The sequence below is a fragment of the Isoptericola sp. 178 genome (genome assembly GCF_030586525.1).
GTDB classification, from domain to species: Bacteria; Actinomycetota; Actinomycetes; order Actinomycetales; family Cellulomonadaceae; genus Isoptericola; species Isoptericola sediminis.
Genome location: NZ_JAUQYN010000003.1, coordinates 1 through 16,828 on the forward strand (window position 1 = coordinate 1; position 16,828 = coordinate 16,828).

Here is a 16,828-nt window from a genome sequence, read left to right on the forward strand (position 1 = left end):
AACCCGGAAGCTCAGCCCTTCAGCGCCGATGGTACTGCCCTGGAGACGGGGTGGGAGAGTAGGACGCCGCCGGACACCCTTCACAGCAGGCCCCCCACCACAGGTGGGGGGCCTGCTGCTGTGTGGGCGACTCCACACGCGCCCACCGCAGCCCGCGGGGGGCCGGTTCGCGGGCCGGCCGACGGACATGGGAGAATCGGGCGTTGCCCAGTCACGAGAGGACCACAGTGAACGACACGCCGCGCGGCACCCCGGATTCCGGCGACGGACACGACCCGCGCCGGGGAGCGCCACGCGGAGGTTCGCGCGGGGGAGCCCCTCGGGGCCGCCCGTCGCGGGACGGTCGTCCCGGACGTGGCGACCAGCCCCGCCGCGACGGTCAGCCCCGCCGCGACGGTCAGCCCCGCCGGGGGAACGACTCGCGTCGTCGCGACGGAGGCCACCCGCACGGCGGTCACCGGGACCGCGCGGACGACCAGCACCGTGGCAACCGCGGTGCGCCCCGCGGCGATCGACCCTCCGCCCCGGCCGACCGTGGCCCCCGTGACCCGCAGCTCCCCGAGGACGTGCACATGCGTGACCTCGACAAGGAGGCACGTGCCCGGCTGCGCGGACTGAGCAAGGAGAACGCCGAGCGGGTGGGCGCCCATCTGGTCATGGCCGGTCGCCTGCTCGACAGCGACCCGGAGCTCGCCTACGCCCACGCCCAGGCGGCGGTCCGCCGTGCCGGGCGCATCGACGTCGTGCGCGAGGCCGCGGGGATCGCCGCCTACCGCACCGGACGCTACGCCGAGGCGCTGCGCGAGCTGCGCACGGTGCGGCGGCTGAACGGCTCCTCGGAGCACCTGCCGTTGATGGCCGACGCGGAACGCGGGCTCGGGCGCCCGGAGCGCGCGATCGCGCTGGCCGGGTCCGAGGAGGCGCGCACGCTCGACGCCGCGGCGCGGACGGAGCTGGCCATCGTCGTCAGCGGCGCCCGCACCGACCTCGGCGAGCACGACGCCGCACTGGTGGTGCTTGACCGCATCCCCGCGTCGGAGCGACGTGGTGACCTCGGTCTGCGCGTCCTGCAGGCGCGGGCCGTCGCTCTGGAGGCTGCGGGACGGTCCGACGAGGCCGCGACGGTCCTGGCAGGTGTCGACCCGGTGGCGCTCGAGCGGGCCATCGGTGCCGCCGCGACGCCCGACGAGGACGTCGTCGTGTTCGACGCCTACGACGAGTCGGCCGACGAGGGGAACGAGGCGGAGGACGACCGGTGAGCGCCGGTCTCGAGGCCTGCGACATCCCGCTCGCCGAGGCCTACGACCTCGCTCTCGTCGACCTCGACGGGGTGGCCTACCAGGGTCACCTGCCGATCGACCACGCGGCCGCGAGCCTGGGCTCGGCGCGTGCCACCGGCCTGCAGCTGCTCTTCGTGACCAACAACGCCTCGCGTGAGCCCGAGGAGGTGTCCGGCCAGCTGAGCGACCTCGACATCCCCACGTCACCGGACGAGGTCATGACGGCTGCGCAGGCCTGCGCCAGCCTCCTCTCCTCGCGCCTCGCGCCGGGGGCCCGCGTGCTGGTCGTCGGCGGACGGGGACTGGTCACCGCGGTGCGCGAGGCGGGTTTCGAGGTCGTCGGCAGCGCCGACGACGCGCCGGACGCCGTGGCGCAGGGATTCGCCCCGGAGCTGGCGTGGGCCGACCTGGCCGAGGCGGCCTACGCGGTCGCCGGCGGCGCCTGGCACGTCGCGAGCAACCGCGACATGTCCCTGCCGACCGCCCGGGGCTTCGCGCCCGGCAACGGTGCGCTCGTCGCGGCCGTCGTCGCCGCGACCGGGATCGAGCCGGACAGCGCGGGCAAGCCCTCGCCGACGATGTACCGCCTGGCCGTCGACCGCGTCGGTGCCGAACGACCCCTGGTGATCGGGGACCGGCTGGACACCGACCTGGCCGGTGCCCGGGCCGCCGGCTACGCCGGCCTGCACGTCCTGACCGGGGTCTCCTCGGCCCGGGACGCGGTGCTGGCCGAGCCGGGCCTGCGCCCGCACTTCGTGGGGGCGGACCTGCGGTCCCTCCTCGTGCCGCACGAGGCACCGTCCCGCGAGGGCGGCTGGTGGCGGTGCGGTGACCGGGCGGCCCGCGTCGTCGACGGCCGGCTCGAGCTCGACGACCAGGGCCCCGCCGGCATCGACGTCGTGCGGGCAGCCTGTACCGCCGCATGGAGCGCCGCCGACGACGGCGAGCAGGTCGCCGCGAACAGCGTGCCGGAACTGACCGCCTGAGGGCTCCTGTGCGTCGGGACGGCCGGACGGGCCCGACCAGGTAGCGTTGAGCAGGATCGATCGAGGGGAGTGCCATGTCGGACGACGCGACCGCCGTCGGCGACCAGCCGACCGACCGCACCACCTCTCTCGCCCCGCTGGACGGGCTCGACGACCTGCCGACGACCGAGCACCCGGCGCGTTTCGAGGCCGTGCACGAGCACCTGCGGGCGCGTCTGGACGACCCCGAGGGCTCGAGGACGGACGGAGCGGAGGCCTGATGCCCAGCCGTGCCGACAGCGAGCTCGTGCGGCGCGGACTGGCCCGGTCCCGTCGCCAGGCCACCGCGTTCGTCGCCGAGGGGCGGGTCCTGGTCGACGGGACCGTCGTCACCAAGGCGTCCGCACGTGTCGGCGACGACGACCGTCTGACCGTCACCCCCGACCCGGACGATCCCGGCTACGCCTCACGTGCCGGCGGCAAGCTCGCCGGGGCGTTGGACGCCCTGTCGCGGCAGCCGGCGGGTCGTGCCCTGACTGACCGGCTCGCCGGCGCCCGCTGCCTGGACCTGGGCGCCTCCACCGGCGGGTTCACCGACGTGCTGCTGCGTCGTGGGGCGTCGCACGTCGTCGCGATGGACGTCGGGCACGACCAGCTCGTCGACGCGCTGCGCAGCGACCCTCGCGTCACCGTCGTGGAGGGGTTCAACGTCCGCGACCTCACGCCCGACGACCTGCCCGTGCCGCCCGACGTCGTCGTCGGTGACCTGTCGTTCATCTCCCTGCGGCTCGTGCTGGGTCCGGTGGCCGCGTCCGTCCCGCCGGGGGCCGACCTGCTGCTCCTGGTCAAGCCGCAGTTCGAGGTGGGGAGGGACCGTCTCGGCAGCGGGGGCGTCGTCCGCGACCCGTCGCTGCACGCCGCGGCGGTGACGGACGTCGTCACGGCAGCCGCCGGCCACGGGCTCGTGCCACGGGCCGTCGTGCCCAGCCCGGTGCCCGGGCCCAGCGGCAACCGGGAGTTCTTCGTCTGGCTGCGTCGTTCGGCCGAGGTCGCCACGGCCGACGACGGCGCCGTGCGGCAGGCGGCGGACCGGTCCGCCGCCTGGGAGCCCGACGGTCAGCTGCCGCCGGTGATCGCCGTGGCCCGGCCCGGCACGGGAGGTGAGAGATGACGCGCCGCGTCCTGATCGTGACCCACGCGGGCCGTCCACGCGCCGTCGCCGCGATGTCCGAGGCGGTCGAGGAGCTCGAGGCGGCCGGCTTCGAGGTCACGCTGCACGACGACGACCTCGCCGAGACCTTCGGCGACCGGATCTCCTCGGTCCGGCTGCGCGAGGGCGTCGCCGAGTCCGAGGTCGTCATGGTGCTCGGCGGGGACGGCACCATCCTGCGCGCCGCGGAGTTGACGCACGGCACGGACGTGCCCCTGCTCGGGGTCAACCTGGGCCACGTCGGCTTCCTCGCCGAGTCCGAGCGCGAGAACCTGCACGACGCCGTGCGCCGGCTGGCGGCCCACGACTACGTCGTCGAGGAGCGGCGCGTGGTCGACGTCGTCGTGCACCGGCCGGACCAGGACGAGCCCGTCACGGGCTGGGCGCTGAACGAGGCCACGATCGAGAAGGGCGACCGCGAGCGCATGCTCGAGGTCGGGATCGCCGTCGACGGTCGTCCGCTGAGCTCCTTCGGGTGCGACGGCGTGCTGGTCTCGACCGCGACCGGCTCCACGGCGCACGCCTTCTCCGCCGGGGGACCGGTGATGTGGCCGGACGTCGACGCCGTCCTGCTGGTGCCCCTGTCCGCCCACGCGTTGTTCTCCCGGCCTCTGGTGATCAGCCCGCGCTCGGAGTACGTCGTGGAGGTCCTGGAGCGCAGTCCCGTCCCCGGCGTGCTGACGTGCGACGGCCGGCGCAGCATCGAGCTGCCCGCCGGCTCCCGCGTGCACGTCCGCAGCGGCGCGATCCCGCTCCGGTTCGCCCGCCTGATGCCGGCCCCGTTCACGGACCGGCTCGTGTCCAAGTTCAACCTGCCCGTCATCGGCTGGCGGCAGGCCGCCGACGGGTCGGCGCGGCGGTCCGTGCCCACCGACCAGGGCCAGAAGGAGGCGTGAGGGTGCTCGAGGAGATCGCGATCGAGGACCTCGGGGTCATTCGCTCGGCACGGGTCCCGCTGTCCGCGGGCCTGACCGTGATCACCGGTGAGACCGGTGCGGGCAAGACCATGGTGCTGACCGGGCTCGGGCTGCTCATGGGTGGCAAGGCCGACCCGGGCGGCATCCGGCCCGGTGCCGAGCGGGCCGTCGTGGAGGGCCGGATCGACCTGACCCGTCACCCCGAGGTCGTCGGACGGGTCGACGACGCCGGGGGCAGCGTGGACGACGACGGCTCGGTCGTGGTCGTGCGCACGGTCGCCGCGGGCCGGTCCCGCGCCCACCTCGGCGGACGCGGAGTGCCCCAGGGGGTCCTGGCCGAGGTCGCCGACGAGCTCGTGACGGTCCACGGGCAGTCCGACCAGCTGCGGCTGCGGACGCCGGCCAAGCAGCGCGAGGCTCTCGACCGGTTCGCCGGGTCCGAGCACGCGGAGGTGCTGTCCGCCTACCGCACGGCGTGGACCGAACGGGCCGGGCTGCGGGCCGAGATCGACGACCTGACGTCGCGCGCCGCCGAACGCGCCCGCGAGGCGGAGCTGCTGCGGCTCGGGCTGGCCGAGGTCGAGCGCATCGACCCGCAGCCCGGCGAGGACGCGGAGCTGACCGCCCTCACGTCGCGGCTCGGCAACGCCGAGGAGCTGCGGCAGGCCGCCCAGCGGGCGCACGACGCCGTCGTCGGCCTCGACATGGAGACCGAGGGGTCGGCCGTGCACGCGCTCGAGCAGGCCCGTCGCTCCCTGGAGGCCGTCGCGGAGGCGGACCCGGCGCTCGGCGAGCAGGCCGGGCGGCTCGCGGAGGCGACCTACCTCGTCAACGACGTGGCGACCGAGCTGTCCGGCTACGTGGCCGACCTGCAGGCCGACCCGGCCGCGCTGGAGACGGCGCACCAGCGACTCGCGGAGCTCGGCACGCTGACCCGCAGCTACGGCGACACCGTCGACGAGGTGCTGCGCTGGGCCTCCGACGCCGGGCTGAGGCTCCTCGACCTGGACGACGGGGACGACCGCGTCACCGCGATGCGCGACCGGGTCGTCGAGCTGGACGACCGCCTCGCCGAGCTCGCCACGCGGGTGACGGCGGGGCGTCGGGCCGCCTCCGACCGGCTCGCCGAGGCGGTCACCGCCGAGCTGTCGGGCCTCGCGATGTCCGGGGCGCGCCTCGAGGTCGAGGTGCGCGGGACCGACCCCGGGCCCTCGGGTGCGGACCAGGTCGCCTTCCTGCTCGAACCGCACCCCGGGGCCCCCGCCCGCCCGTTGGGCAAGGGAGCCTCCGGCGGTGAGCTCTCGCGCGTCATGCTGGCGGTCGAGGTCGCCCTGGCCACGGCCGGCGACGAGCCCGTGCTGCCCACCTTCGTGTTCGACGAGGTCGACGCCGGGGTCGGGGGCCGCGCCGCCGTGGAGGTCGGCCGCCGCCTGGCGCAGCTGGCCCGTCGCACCCAGGTGGTGGTGGTCACGCACCTGGCGCAGGTGGCCGCGTTCGCGGACGCCCACCTGGTCGTGACGAAGGCGACCGAGGGCGACGACGTCACCGTCACCGGGGTCCAGCAGGTCGCCGAGGACGACCGGGTCCGCGAGCTGGCGCGGATGCTGTCCGGCCAGGAGGACTCCGCGACGGCACGTCAGCATGCCCTCGAACTTCTCGAGTCCTCGGCCGTGGGACGATAGGCGGCGATGAAAATGATCCTGCGCCGGGCCGACCGCAGCCCCGACACCAGCGACGACGCCGACGGCGGGGGCACGGCGCGCGTCGGCGCGCGGACCAAGGACCTCACCAAGCGGCTGCGTCCGGGCGACGTCGCCGTCATCGACCACGCCGACATCGACCGGGTCGCCGCCGAGGCGCTGGTGGCCGCCGGCCCGTGCGCGGTGCTCAACGCCGCGCCGTCGACGACCGGCCGCTACCCGAACGCGGGTCCCGACATCCTGCTGCAGGCGGGCATCATCCTGGTCGACGACCTCGGTCCGGAGATCATGACCGTGCACGACGGCGCGCGGGTGACCGTCGAGGGCGGCGCCGTGCTCGTGGACGGTCAGCGCTTCGCGACGGGCACCCGGCAGACGCCCGAGACCGTGGAGCGGGACCTCGCCGCCGCGCGCGAGGGGCTCTCCGACGAGATCGAGCGGTTCGCCGAGAACACGCTGTCGTACCTGCGGCGTGAGCGCGACCTGCTGCTCGACGGCGTGGGCGTGCCGGACGTGCGCACCGAGATCGACGGCCGGCACGTGCTGATCGTCGTGCGCGGGTACCACTACCGCGAGGACCTCGCGATGCTGCGCTCGTACATCGCGGAGAACCGGCCCGTGCTGGTCGGTGTCGACGGCGGGGCGGACGCCATCCTGGACGCCGGGTACCGGCCGGACATGATCGTCGGGGACATGGACTCGGTCTCGGACCGTGCACTGTCCTGCGGCGCCGAGATCGTCGTGCACGCCTACCGCGACGGCAACGCCCCGGGACTGGAGCGCGTGCGGGCGCTGGGGGTCGACCCCGTCGTGTTCCCGGCCACCGGCACCAGCGAGGACATCGCGATGCTGCTCGCCGACGACAAGGGCGCCAAGCTGATCGTCGCGGTCGGCACCCACGCCACCCTGGTGGAGTTCCTCGACAAGGGCCGCGCCGGCATGGCGAGCACCTTCCTGACCCGGCTGCGGGTGGGCGGCAAGCTGGTCGACGCCAAGGGTGTCTCCCGGCTGTACCGCACCAGGATCTCCAACCTGCAGCTGACACTGCTGTCGCTCGCCGGCGTGGCGGCGGTCCTGGCCGCCCTGTGGTCGACGGCAGCCGGGCAGACCGCGTTCGGGCTCGTCGGAGCCCAGATCGACGACCTCGTGTCGTGGATCGGTAGCCTCTTCGGCGGCTGAGCCGCCCGCGATCCCCTCGACCTAGGAGCACCCCGACCCCGTGATCGACTTCCGTTACCACCTCGTCTCGCTGATCAGCGTCTTCCTGGCGCTCGCGGTCGGCATCATCCTGGGCGCCGGCCCCCTGCAGAACGCCATCGGGGACCAGCTCACGGACCAGGTGGAGGCGCTGCGCGTGGAGCGCACCGCCCTGCGCGACAGCCTCACCGCGACCGAGGCGGAGCTCGCCGACCTGCAGGCGTACGCCCTGGGGGCCGGTGCCGAGCTGGTCGACGGCTCGCTCGAGGACGTCAACGTGGCCGTCGTGGACGTCGACGGCATCTCCGAGACCCTGGAGCTCGACGTCGTGAACCAGCTCGAGGCCGCCGGGGCCCGGGTGGTGGCCCAGTCCTCGATGACCGAGTCCTGGGACGCCGTCGACGACTCGGTGCTCCGCGACACGGTCGCGGACGGCCAGCGGGGCCGTCTCGAGGACATGGTCGCCGAGGACGCCACCACGTCCCAGGTGCTCGGCACGGTGCTGGGCGTGGCCCTGACCGAGGCCGACGAGCAGACGCCGGGACAGCGCAGCGACCGCGCCGTCGAGCTCTACCAGCTGCTCACCCAGGTCGGCCTCGTCGACTCCCGGTTCGCGCCGTCGGCGCCCGCGGACGCGGTGCTGCTGCTCACCGCGGGTGCGGCCGAGGACGACGGTGCACCCGGCTCGGAGTCGCCGGAGGTGGACGAGGACGTCGACGTGCCGAGCACCGTGGTGACGCTGCAGTCGGTGGCGGGCACGGTCGTCGTGGCCGGCCCGACCGCGGTCGACGGCGACCTGCTCACCGAGCTGCGGGCGACCGAGGAGGTCGTGGCGTCCACGAGCACGGTCAGCGGGATCGAGCAGGAGACCATGCGGATGAACGTCCCGCTGGCGATCGCCGCGCAGGCGGCCGACGAGGTCGGGCAGTACGGGTTCGAGGAGGACGCCGAGGCCGTGCCCCCGGTGGTCCGGGCCCCCGACGGGGAGGACGCCGCGCAGGAGTCCGGTGGCACGGCCGGTGACGAGGCGTCCACCGGGGACACCGGGACGACCGGCGAGGACTCCTGATGCGGTCGCTCCGTCTGCTGGCGGCCGGGCTGTCCGCCGCCGTGGCGACCGCTGTCGCGCGCCGGGTGCTGGAGTCCGCACCACCCGGCGGGCGCGAGCGGTGGACGCGGACGAACCATCGCGACGAACCCGTCTCCATGCTGGAGGGCCCGGCGGCGGCCGCCGGGCTCGTCGTGGGAGCGGTCGTGGGCGGTGCCGACACCAGGACGCGTGCGGCGCTGGTGACGGCGACCACGGGCGCCGCGGCGTTCGGCGTGGTGGACGACCTCGCCGAGGACACCACCACCCGCACCAAGGGGCTGCGGGGTCACCTGGGCGCGCTGTCGCGCGGCGAGGTCACGACCGGCGGCCTGAAGGTCCTGGGTATCGGGACGACGGCGCTCCTCGCCGCGGCGGTCGGGACACCTCGTCGGGGCGGTGCGGCCGGGCACCTGGCGGACGTCGTCGTCAACGGCGCGCTGATCGCCGGCACCGCGAACCTCGTGAACCTGCTCGACCTGCGCCCGGGCAGGGCGCTGAAGGCCTCCGCGGCGCTGTCCGCGGGGGTGCTCGCCGCACCGGGCGGCGGGACCACGGGTGCGGTGCTGGGTGTCGCGGCGGCGTCCGCGCCCGCCGACCTGGCCGAGCGCGACATGCTCGGCGACGGTGGGGCGAACGCTCTGGGTGCCTTCGTGGGGGCGCAGTGGGCGGTCTCCGCGTCCCGCCCGGTCCGGGTCGGGGCGCTGGCCGCCGTGGTGGGGCTGACGCTCGCGTCGGAGCGGGTCAGCTTCTCCACCGTCATCGACCGCACGCCGTGGCTGCGGCGCCTCGACCGGCTCGGTCGGCGCCCCGCGGCACCCGCGGCGGTCGCGGGCCGGGCGCCCGACGCCGGGGGCGCGGCCGGGTGAGCGCGCCGGGCGCTCGGCGGATCGGCTCAGCGGTCGCCGGCGCGGCGGCACTGATCACCGTCGTCACGCTGGCGAGCCGGGTCGTCGGGTTCGGGCGCTGGCTGGCGCAGGCCCGGTTCGTGGGAACCGACGGGGTCGACGCCCCCCTCAACGCCGCGAACCTGCTGCCGAACGTCCTGTTCGAGATCGCGGCCGGCGGCGCCCTGACGGGTGCCGTCGTCCCGCTGCTGTCCGGGTTCCTCGTGCGCGGGGACCGGCAGAACGCCTCGCGGACCGCCTCGGCGCTGCTGGGCTGGACCGTCGTGGTCCTCGTCCCGGTCGCCGGTCTCATGGCGCTGCTCGCCGACCCCCTGGCCGAGCACGTCCTGCGGCTGCACGACCCGGTCAACGTGGCCGTCGCGGCGGACTTCCTGCGGGTCTTCGCCGTGCAGGTGCCGCTGTACGGCCTGGCCGTCGTCCTCGGCGGCATCCTGCAGGCCCACAACCGCTTCTTCTGGCCGGCGTTCGCGCCGCTGGTCTCCAGCCTCGTCGTCATCGGGGTCTACGCCCGCTTCGGGCAGCTGGCCGAGGGCAACCAGCAGGACGTCGCCGAGCTCACGTCCCAGGCCCTCGGCTGGCTCGCCTGGGGCATGACGGCGGGGGTGGCGTTCCTCGCGCTGCCGCTGGTCGTGCCCGTCGCGCGGACGGGCCTGCGGCTGCGCCCCACCCTGCGCTTCCCGGACGGCGAGGGCCGGCGGGCCGCACGGCTGGCCTCGGCGGGCATCGGCGCGCTGGTCGCGCAGCAGCTCGCGCTGCTGGCCACGATGGCGTCCGCCAACGAGGCCGGGGGTGACGGGACCTGGACGATCTTCCTGTACGCCCAGAACGTCTACTTCCTGCCGTACGCGGTCCTGGCCTTCCCGATCGCGACGAGCGCCTTCCCGCGGTTCTCCGAGCTGGCCTCCCAGGGACGCGGCGACGACCTCGCGCGGCTGGTGTCGTCGACCACGCGGGTCCTCGTGGTCGTCTCGGCGGCCGGTGCCGCCGCGCTCGTCGCCGCGGCGCCGCTGGTCGAGAACGTCTTCGGCGTGGTGGCGGACGGGGACGCCGACGGGCTCGCCGCCGCGCTGGCCTGGATGGCACCCGGCCTGCTCGGCTACGCCCTGATCCTGCAGCTCTCGCGCCTGCTGTACGCGGTCGGCGCCCCCCGGGCCGCGGTCGTGGCGACGGCGTCCGGCTGGGTCGTCGTCGCCGTCGGCGTCGGGCTCGCGGTCCCGGTCTTCGCCGGGGGAGCGGACGCCGAGCAGGCCGTGCTGGCCTGGTTGGGCGGGGCCACCACGGTCGGCATGACCGTCGCCGGTGCCGCCCTGCTGCTGGCGGTGCGGCGCCGGGTCGGGGCACCCGCCCTGCGCGGCGTGGTGCGCACCGGTGGTGTCGCGGTGCTCGCCGGCGCGCTCGGCGCGGTCGCCGGGCGCTGGGGGGTGCCGGTCGTGGATCGTGCCACGGACGACCTCGAGGCCGCCTGGATCGCCGCCGACGTCGGCTGGGGGCTGCTCGCGGGGCTGCTCGCGGCGCTCGTGGTCCTGCTCGCGGCGGCGGTGGCCGACCGGGACGTGCGGTCGCGGGCCCTCGGCACGGGGCGACGGCTGCTGCGACGCCGGTGACCCGCTGTGCCGCACGGCACGCTCCCGACCCCCGTGTCCCGCACGCCGAGCGGGCGGGGTTCGGTTAGCATGGAGTTCCGTGGCTGACACCGTGAACCGAACCTCCCGTTCCTCGAGCCGCGCCGGTGCCACGCACCCGACGCGCCACATCTTCGTGACGGGCGGCGTCGCCTCGTCTCTCGGCAAGGGGCTGACGGCCTCCTCCCTCGGACGCCTGCTGCGGTCCCGCGGCCTGCGGGTCACGATGCAGAAGCTCGACCCGTACCTCAACGTGGACCCGGGCACCATGAACCCGTTCCAGCACGGCGAGGTGTTCGTCACCGAGGACGGCGCCGAGACCGACCTGGACATCGGGCACTACGAGCGCTTCCTCGACGTCGAGCTCCCGGCCTCGTCCAACGTGACCACCGGCCAGGTCTACTCCCGCGTCATCGCCAAGGAGCGCCGCGGGGAGTACCTCGGCGACACGGTGCAGGTCATCCCGCACATCACCGACGAGATCAAGCTGCGGATGCGGGACCAGGCGGGCCCCGACGTCGACGTGATCATCACCGAGATCGGCGGCACCGTCGGAGACATCGAGTCGCTGCCGTTCCTCGAGGCGGCCCGCCAGGTGCGCCACGAGCTCGGCCGCGACGACTGCTTCTTCCTGCACGTGTCCCTCGTGCCGTACATCGGGCCCTCCGGCGAGCTGAAGACGAAGCCGACCCAGCACTCGGTCGCCGCGCTGCGCTCGATCGGCATCCAGCCGGACGCCATCGTGCTGCGGTCCGACCGGACCGTGCCGACCCCCATCAAGCACAAGATCGCGATGATGTGCGACGTGGAGAACGAGGCGGTCGTCAACGCGGCGGACGCGCCGAGCATCTACGACATCCCGCGCGTCGTGCACTCCGAGGGGTTGGACGCCTACGTGGTGCGCCGGCTCGACCTGCCGTTCCACGACGTCGAGTGGGGCGGCTGGAACCGTGTCCTGGAGCGGGTGCACGCCCCCGAGCACAACGTCGAGATCGCGTTGGTCGGCAAGTACATCGACCTGCCCGACGCCTACCTGTCGGTCACCGAGGCCCTGCGCGCCGGCGGGTTCGACAACGACACGCGGGTCGGGATCCGCTGGGTCGCGGCGGACGACTGCGCCACGCGCGCGGGGGCCCAGGAGGCCCTGGCCGGTGTGGACGCCGTCCTCGTGCCCGGCGGCTTCGGGGTGCGCGGCATCGACGGCAAGGTCGGGGCGCTGCGCTGGGCGCGTGAGAACCTCGTACCCACCCTGGGCATCTGCCTCGGGCTGCAGTCCATGGTCATCGAGTACGCACGCAACGTGCTGGGGCTGACGGAGGCGTCCTCGACGGAGTTCGACCCGGACTCCGCCGACCCCGTCATCGCGACCATGGCCGAGCAGCTCGCCATCGTCGGCGGCGACGGGGACCTGGGTGGCACGATGCGTCTCGGTGCCTACCCGGCGGCCCTGGCCGAGGGATCCGTGGCGGCCAAGACCTACGGCACCACGGAGGTCTCCGAGCGGCACCGGCACCGGTACGAGGTGAACAACCTGTACCGCGACCGGCTGGAGGAGGCCGGGCTGCGGATCAGCGGCACCTCGCCCGACGGTGACCTCGTGGAGTTCGTCGAGCTCCCCGCCGACGTGCACCCGTACTACATCAGCACGCAGGCGCACCCGGAGTTCAAGTCCCGGCCGACGGGCTCGCACCCGCTGTTCTCCGGCCTCGTCGCCGCGGCCCTGGAGCGCCAGGGCGCGACCGCATGAGCGGCCGGACGTCGGAGGTCGTCGCGGGCCGGGACGAGGTCGCCCCGCGGCCCGTCGTCGGCCGGACCACGGTGCATGCCGGCACGGTCTTCGACCTGGTGCGCGACGACATCGACCTCGGCGACGCCGGCGTCGTGACGCGTGAGTACCTGGACCACCCCGGAGCCGTCGCGATCGTCGTCCTGGACCCGCAGGACCGGGTCCTGCTGCTGCGCCAGTACCGGCACCCGGTGCGCACCGTCATGTGGGAGGTGCCGGCCGGGTTGCTCGACGTCGACGGCGAACCCGCCGTCGAGGCGGCGGCGCGCGAGCTCGCCGAGGAGGCCGACGTCGTCGCGGACCGCTGGGACGTGCTGGCCGACTACGCGACGACGCCCGGTTTCAGCAACGAGTCCGTGCGGATCTTCCTGGCGCGGGACGTGCACGAGGTGCCGGAGGCCGAACGCCACGAACGGCACGGCGAGGAGGCCGAGATCGTCACGGCGTGGGTGCCGCTGGACGAGGCGGTCGCCCACGTCCTCGCCGGTGAGCTGCACAACCCGTCCGCCGTGACGGGCATCCTGGCCGCGGCGGCGAGCCGCGCCGGCGGCTGGGCCTCGCTGCGACCTGTGGAGGCGGAGTGGCCCCACCGCCGGGGAGTGCTGCCCGACTGACCGCGGGCGTGGCGGGTCAGGCGCGGGTGCGCAGCCGCAGGACGGCGTTCGCCGTCGCCCACACGAGCAGACCCGCGCCCAGCATGTGCAGCGCGACGAGGATCTCGGGCAACCCGGTGAAGTACTGGACGTAGCCGACCGCGCCCTGTGCCAGGGTCACGGCGAGCAGGAGCCACGCGCCGGCCCGCGCGCGGCGCACGAGCGGGTCCTCGGCAGCGTCAGGGGTCCGGTGCAGCAGGACCAGCAGCACCGTGAGCACCCCGACGAACAACCACACCGAGGCCGAGTGGGCGCGTGTCATGAGCAGCGGGTCGACGGCCAGGCGGTAGCCGACCTCCGCGTCCCCGGAGTGCGGTCCGGCGGCGGTGACGGCGACGCCGAGCAGCACGACGGGCACCACGAGCAGCGCCAGGGCACGCCCGGCGAGGGTGACGGTGCGGGGTCCGACCGGGGTCGGGGCCCCGTCGCCCTCGCGGTGCCGGTGCAACAGGTACGCGGCGAGCCACACCAGCGCCGCCGAGACGACGAAGTGCAGCGACACCCACGCCGGGTGGAGGTCGAGCAGGACGACGACGCCGCCGATGACGGCCTGGGCGACGACGCCGGCCAGCGGGACGACGCCGAGCCACCGGTAGGCACGCGACCGGCGGCGGTCGGTGAGGACCAGGAGCAGCACGAGCACCGCGATCGCCGCCAGGACGAACGTCAGGAGCCGGTTGCCGAACTCGATGTACGGGTGGATCCCGACCTCGGCGTGGAAGACGGGGGTGAAGCTCCCGGGCTCGCACTGCGGCCACGTGGAGCATCCCAGCCCGGACCCGGTGAGCCGCACGGCGCCCCCGGTGACGATGATGCCGATCTGGGCGATCACGTTGGCGATCAGCACGCCCCGGGTCCAGCCGCGGAACCGGGCGAGCCGGTCACGGCGTGCGGGGGTACGGGAGGCCTCGGCGGGTGCGGACGTGCTCACAGCACCACGGTAGCCGTTGCCGCGGGCCGTTCTCGCCCGTCGTCGGTGTCATGGGTGTGATGTCGGTCAGTGCCAGCGGAAGAGCCGTCCGGCGCCGGCACCGAAGGCCGCCGTCCAGGCCACGAGCACCACGACGCTCAGCGCGGGCACGCCGTCGCCCAGCAGGGCGCCGCGCAGTCCTTCGCCGAGGGCCCCCGAGGGCAGGAACGCCGCGACGTGGGCCAGCGGCCCGGGCAGCTCCGCCGGGGGCACGATGAGCCCGCCGCCGACGACGAGCAGCACCAGCACGAGGTTGGCCACCGCGAGGACCCCTTCCGCGCGCAGGGTCCCGGCCAGGAGCAGGGCGAGGGCGGTGAAGGCCGCGGTGCCGAGCAGCAGCAGACCTGCGGCGGGCAGCAGCCCCGTCGGCTCGGGCCGCCACCCGAGGGCGAGGGCGACGGTGCCGATCACGACGACCTGGACCGCCTCGACGGCGAGCACCCCGAGGACCTTCCCCGCCAGCAGCCCGCCGCGTCCCAGGGGCGTGGTGGCCAGGAGGCGCAGCACACCGTTGCGCCGGTCGAAGGCGGTGGCGATGGACTGCGAGGTGAAGGCCGTGGTGACACAGGCCAGGGCGAGGACGCCCGGGGTGACGAAGTCGATGCGGGTCGCGCCGGCGGTGTCCAGCTCGACGACGGAGGTCCGCACCAGGCCCACGAGCAGGAGCACGGGCACCACGATGGTCACGAGGAGCTGTTCGCCGTTGCGCAGGATCGCCCGGGTCTCGAACCCGGCCTGGGCCGCGACGCGCCGGGCGGGAGAAGCCGCGCCGGCGTGCACCGCGGGGGTGGTCGAGGAGCTCATCGCAGGTGCCGTCCCGTCAGGTCGAGGAAGACGTCTTCGAGGGTGCGCCGTCCGACGGTGACCCGACGTGCCAGCACGTCCTGCTCGGCGAGCCACGCGGTGAGCGTCGCGAGCGCGGCCGGTCCGGCGTCGCCGGTCACGGTGTACACCCCGGGGGACGGCTCGGCGGCCGTCCAGGCGTCGCCGTCGTCCTCGGCGAGAAGGGTCGCGAGCGCGGCCACGTCGAGGCCGGGCCGAGCCTCCAGACGGATCGTGGGCGAGGACCCGGGACCGGCCGCCACGAGCTCGGGCACGCTCCCGGAGGCGATGACGCGTCCGTGGTCGACGACGTGGACGAGGTCCGCCAGGTCCTCGGCCTCGGCCATCAGGTGCGTGGTCAGCACGACAGCGACCCCCTCGTCGCGCAGCTCGCGGACGAGGTCCCACACGGCGTGCCGGGACTGCGGGTCCAGCCCGGCGCTCGGCTCGTCGAGGAACACGACCTCGGGGCGCCCGACCACGGCGGCCGCCAGCGCGAGCCGCTGGCGCTGGCCCCCGGAGAGGCGGCGGACGGTGGTCCGGGCGAAGGCGTCCAGACCGAGCCGCGCGGAGAGCTCGTGCAGGTCACGGGGCGCCGCGTACATGGCCGCCACGTGGCGGAGCATCTCCGCGGCCCGCACGCCGGTCGGCAGGCCGCCGTCCTGGAGCATCACCCCGACGCGGGGTCGCAGGCGGGCGGCGTCGGCGACGGGGTCCAGGCCGAGGACGCGGACGGTGCCTCCGTCGGGGGAGCGCAGGCCCTCGCAGCACTCGACGGTGGTGGTCTTGCCGGCGCCGTTCGGGCCGAGCACCGCGGTCACCGCTCCGGCGGTAGCCTGCAGATCGAGCCCGTCGACGACGTCGCGGCCGGCGTAGGTCTTGCGCAGGCCGCGCACGACGACGGCGGCGCCGGGTGGCGCATCGGTGGTGGGCACCCGAGGATTCTACGAGGCGACGGAACCCAGGGAGCGACGATGTCCTTCTACACCTTCACCCCGCCGGCCGACCTGGCGCAGATCGCGCGACGGATCTGGTACTGGCCGGTCGTCCGCGGCGTCCTGGCCGTGGTCTTCGGCCTGCTGGCCATGGTGCTCCCGCGCGACGTCCCGGACCTGCTCGTGCAGGTCTTCGGCGCGTTCGTGCTCGTGGACGGCCTGGTCTCGCTCGTGGACGGCCTGCGTCGCCGCGGGACCCCGGCGGGTTCGGGCAACCTCGGCATCGGCGTGGTGGCCGTGGCGTTCGGCGCCGCGCTGCTGTTCCTGCCCGGGGTGTTCCTGACGATCGCCGTCGTGCTGGTCGGGATCTGGGCGATGATCTTCGGCCTGCTCCAGATCGTGGGGGCGTTCGCGGTGCGTGGCAGGGGAGGAGCCTCGTGGCTGCTCAGCCTGCTCTCCGGGGTCCTCTTCGTCGCGCTGGCGGTGGTCTGCTTCGCCAACCCCGGCACGGCGATCACCGCGATGGCCGTCGTGGTGGGCGTCTTCGCCGTCGTGATCGGTGCGGCGCTCATCGCCCTGGGGGTCAAGCTCCGCTCGATCGGCCGGCAGCCCGGTCCGGCCGGGTCCGGTCACGACGTCATCGAGGGCGAGATCGTCGAGGAGTGATCGACGGTCACGCCGGGCGAGGTGAACCGCCGGTGAAACCTCTGTGACGTCGGTCCCGACGCCCGCACGAACGTGCCGGTCGCGGGGTTCGGTGAGGCATGCCTTGCTTG

General features: G+C 74.8%; 16 protein-coding genes. 13 read left to right on the forward strand and 3 right to left on the reverse strand.

All coding sequences use genetic code 11. From position 1 onward, the window contains the following. Positions 1–572: 572 nt before the first annotated feature. The 12 genes from Q6349_RS09085 to Q6349_RS09140 all read left to right on the forward strand — a co-directional run bounded on the left by Q6349_RS09085 (position 573) and on the right by Q6349_RS09140 (position 13,286). Positions 573–1,259: a hypothetical protein gene (locus Q6349_RS09085; RefSeq protein ID WP_304603820.1), complete on the forward strand. Its 687-nt coding sequence runs from the start codon at positions 573–575 to the stop codon at positions 1,257–1,259. Then, on the forward strand, positions 1,256–2,266 hold the full coding sequence (locus Q6349_RS09090; protein WP_304603821.1) for an HAD-IIA family hydrolase: 1,011 nt from the start codon (positions 1,256–1,258) through the stop codon (positions 2,264–2,266). The genes Q6349_RS09085 and Q6349_RS09090 overlap by 4 nt, the downstream gene beginning before the upstream one ends. 74 nt (positions 2,267–2,340) lie before the next feature. Continuing rightward, positions 2,341–2,526: a hypothetical protein gene (locus Q6349_RS09095; RefSeq protein WP_171245879.1), complete on the forward strand. Its 186-nt coding sequence runs from the start codon at positions 2,341–2,343 to the stop codon at positions 2,524–2,526. Then, positions 2,526–3,416: a TlyA family RNA methyltransferase gene (locus tag Q6349_RS09100; RefSeq protein ID WP_304603822.1), complete on the forward strand. Its 891-nt coding sequence runs from the start codon at positions 2,526–2,528 to the stop codon at positions 3,414–3,416. Before Q6349_RS09095 ends, Q6349_RS09100 begins: the two co-directional genes overlap by 1 nt. Then, complete coding sequence (locus tag Q6349_RS09105; RefSeq protein ID WP_171245877.1) at positions 3,413–4,351, forward strand: NAD kinase; 939 nt, start codon at positions 3,413–3,415, stop codon at positions 4,349–4,351. Before Q6349_RS09100 ends, Q6349_RS09105 begins: the two co-directional genes overlap by 4 nt. Before the next feature lie 2 nt (positions 4,352–4,353). Next, positions 4,354–6,054: a DNA repair protein RecN gene (gene recN / locus Q6349_RS09110; protein ID WP_304604443.1), complete on the forward strand. Its 1,701-nt coding sequence runs from the start codon at positions 4,354–4,356 to the stop codon at positions 6,052–6,054. Positions 6,055–6,060: 6 nt separating this feature from the next. After that, on the forward strand, positions 6,061–7,251 hold the full coding sequence (steA, locus tag Q6349_RS09115; RefSeq protein ID WP_304603823.1) for a putative cytokinetic ring protein SteA: 1,191 nt from the start codon (positions 6,061–6,063) through the stop codon (positions 7,249–7,251). Between the two features lie 40 nt (positions 7,252–7,291). Then, positions 7,292–8,338, forward strand: a complete 1,047-nt coding sequence (locus Q6349_RS09120; protein ID WP_304603824.1) for a copper transporter — start codon at positions 7,292–7,294, stop codon at positions 8,336–8,338. Further along, positions 8,338–9,225, forward strand: a complete 888-nt coding sequence (locus Q6349_RS09125; protein ID WP_304603825.1) for a hypothetical protein — start codon at positions 8,338–8,340, stop codon at positions 9,223–9,225. Before Q6349_RS09120 ends, Q6349_RS09125 begins: the two co-directional genes overlap by 1 nt. Beyond that, complete coding sequence (murJ, locus tag Q6349_RS09130; RefSeq protein WP_304603826.1) at positions 9,222–10,868, forward strand: murein biosynthesis integral membrane protein MurJ; 1,647 nt, start codon at positions 9,222–9,224, stop codon at positions 10,866–10,868. The genes Q6349_RS09125 and murJ overlap by 4 nt, the downstream gene beginning before the upstream one ends. A gap of 79 nt (positions 10,869–10,947) precedes the next feature. Beyond that, positions 10,948–12,633: a CTP synthase gene (locus tag Q6349_RS09135; protein ID WP_304603827.1), complete on the forward strand. Its 1,686-nt coding sequence runs from the start codon at positions 10,948–10,950 to the stop codon at positions 12,631–12,633. After that, a complete protein-coding gene (locus tag Q6349_RS09140; RefSeq protein ID WP_304603828.1) occupies positions 12,630–13,286 on the forward strand; it encodes an NUDIX hydrolase in 657 nt (218 codons plus the stop codon). The genes Q6349_RS09135 and Q6349_RS09140 overlap by 4 nt, the downstream gene beginning before the upstream one ends. A 16-nt stretch (positions 13,287–13,302) precedes the next feature. On the opposite strand, the gene Q6349_RS09145 is transcribed toward Q6349_RS09140, so the two are convergent. From Q6349_RS09145 to Q6349_RS09155, 3 genes are all read right to left on the reverse strand, one after another. Next, positions 13,303–14,256, reverse strand: a complete 954-nt coding sequence (locus tag Q6349_RS09145; RefSeq protein ID WP_304603829.1) for a heme A synthase — start codon at positions 14,254–14,256, stop codon at positions 13,303–13,305. Positions 14,257–14,322: 66 nt separating this feature from the next. Then, on the reverse strand, positions 14,323–15,099 hold the full coding sequence (locus tag Q6349_RS09150) for an ABC transporter permease (protein ID WP_304603830.1): 777 nt from the start codon (positions 15,097–15,099) through the stop codon (positions 14,323–14,325). Next, positions 15,096–16,052, reverse strand: a complete 957-nt coding sequence (locus tag Q6349_RS09155; RefSeq protein WP_304603831.1) for an ABC transporter ATP-binding protein — start codon at positions 16,050–16,052, stop codon at positions 15,096–15,098. The genes Q6349_RS09150 and Q6349_RS09155 overlap by 4 nt, the downstream gene beginning before the upstream one ends. 39 nt (positions 16,053–16,091) lie before the next feature. Between Q6349_RS09155 and Q6349_RS09160 the strand changes: the two genes are divergently transcribed. Further along, the gene (locus Q6349_RS09160) at positions 16,092–16,718 is read left to right on the forward strand and encodes an HdeD family acid-resistance protein (RefSeq protein WP_304603832.1); all 627 of its coding nucleotides are present in this window, start codon (positions 16,092–16,094) and stop codon (positions 16,716–16,718) included. Positions 16,719–16,828: the final 110 nt, after the last annotated feature.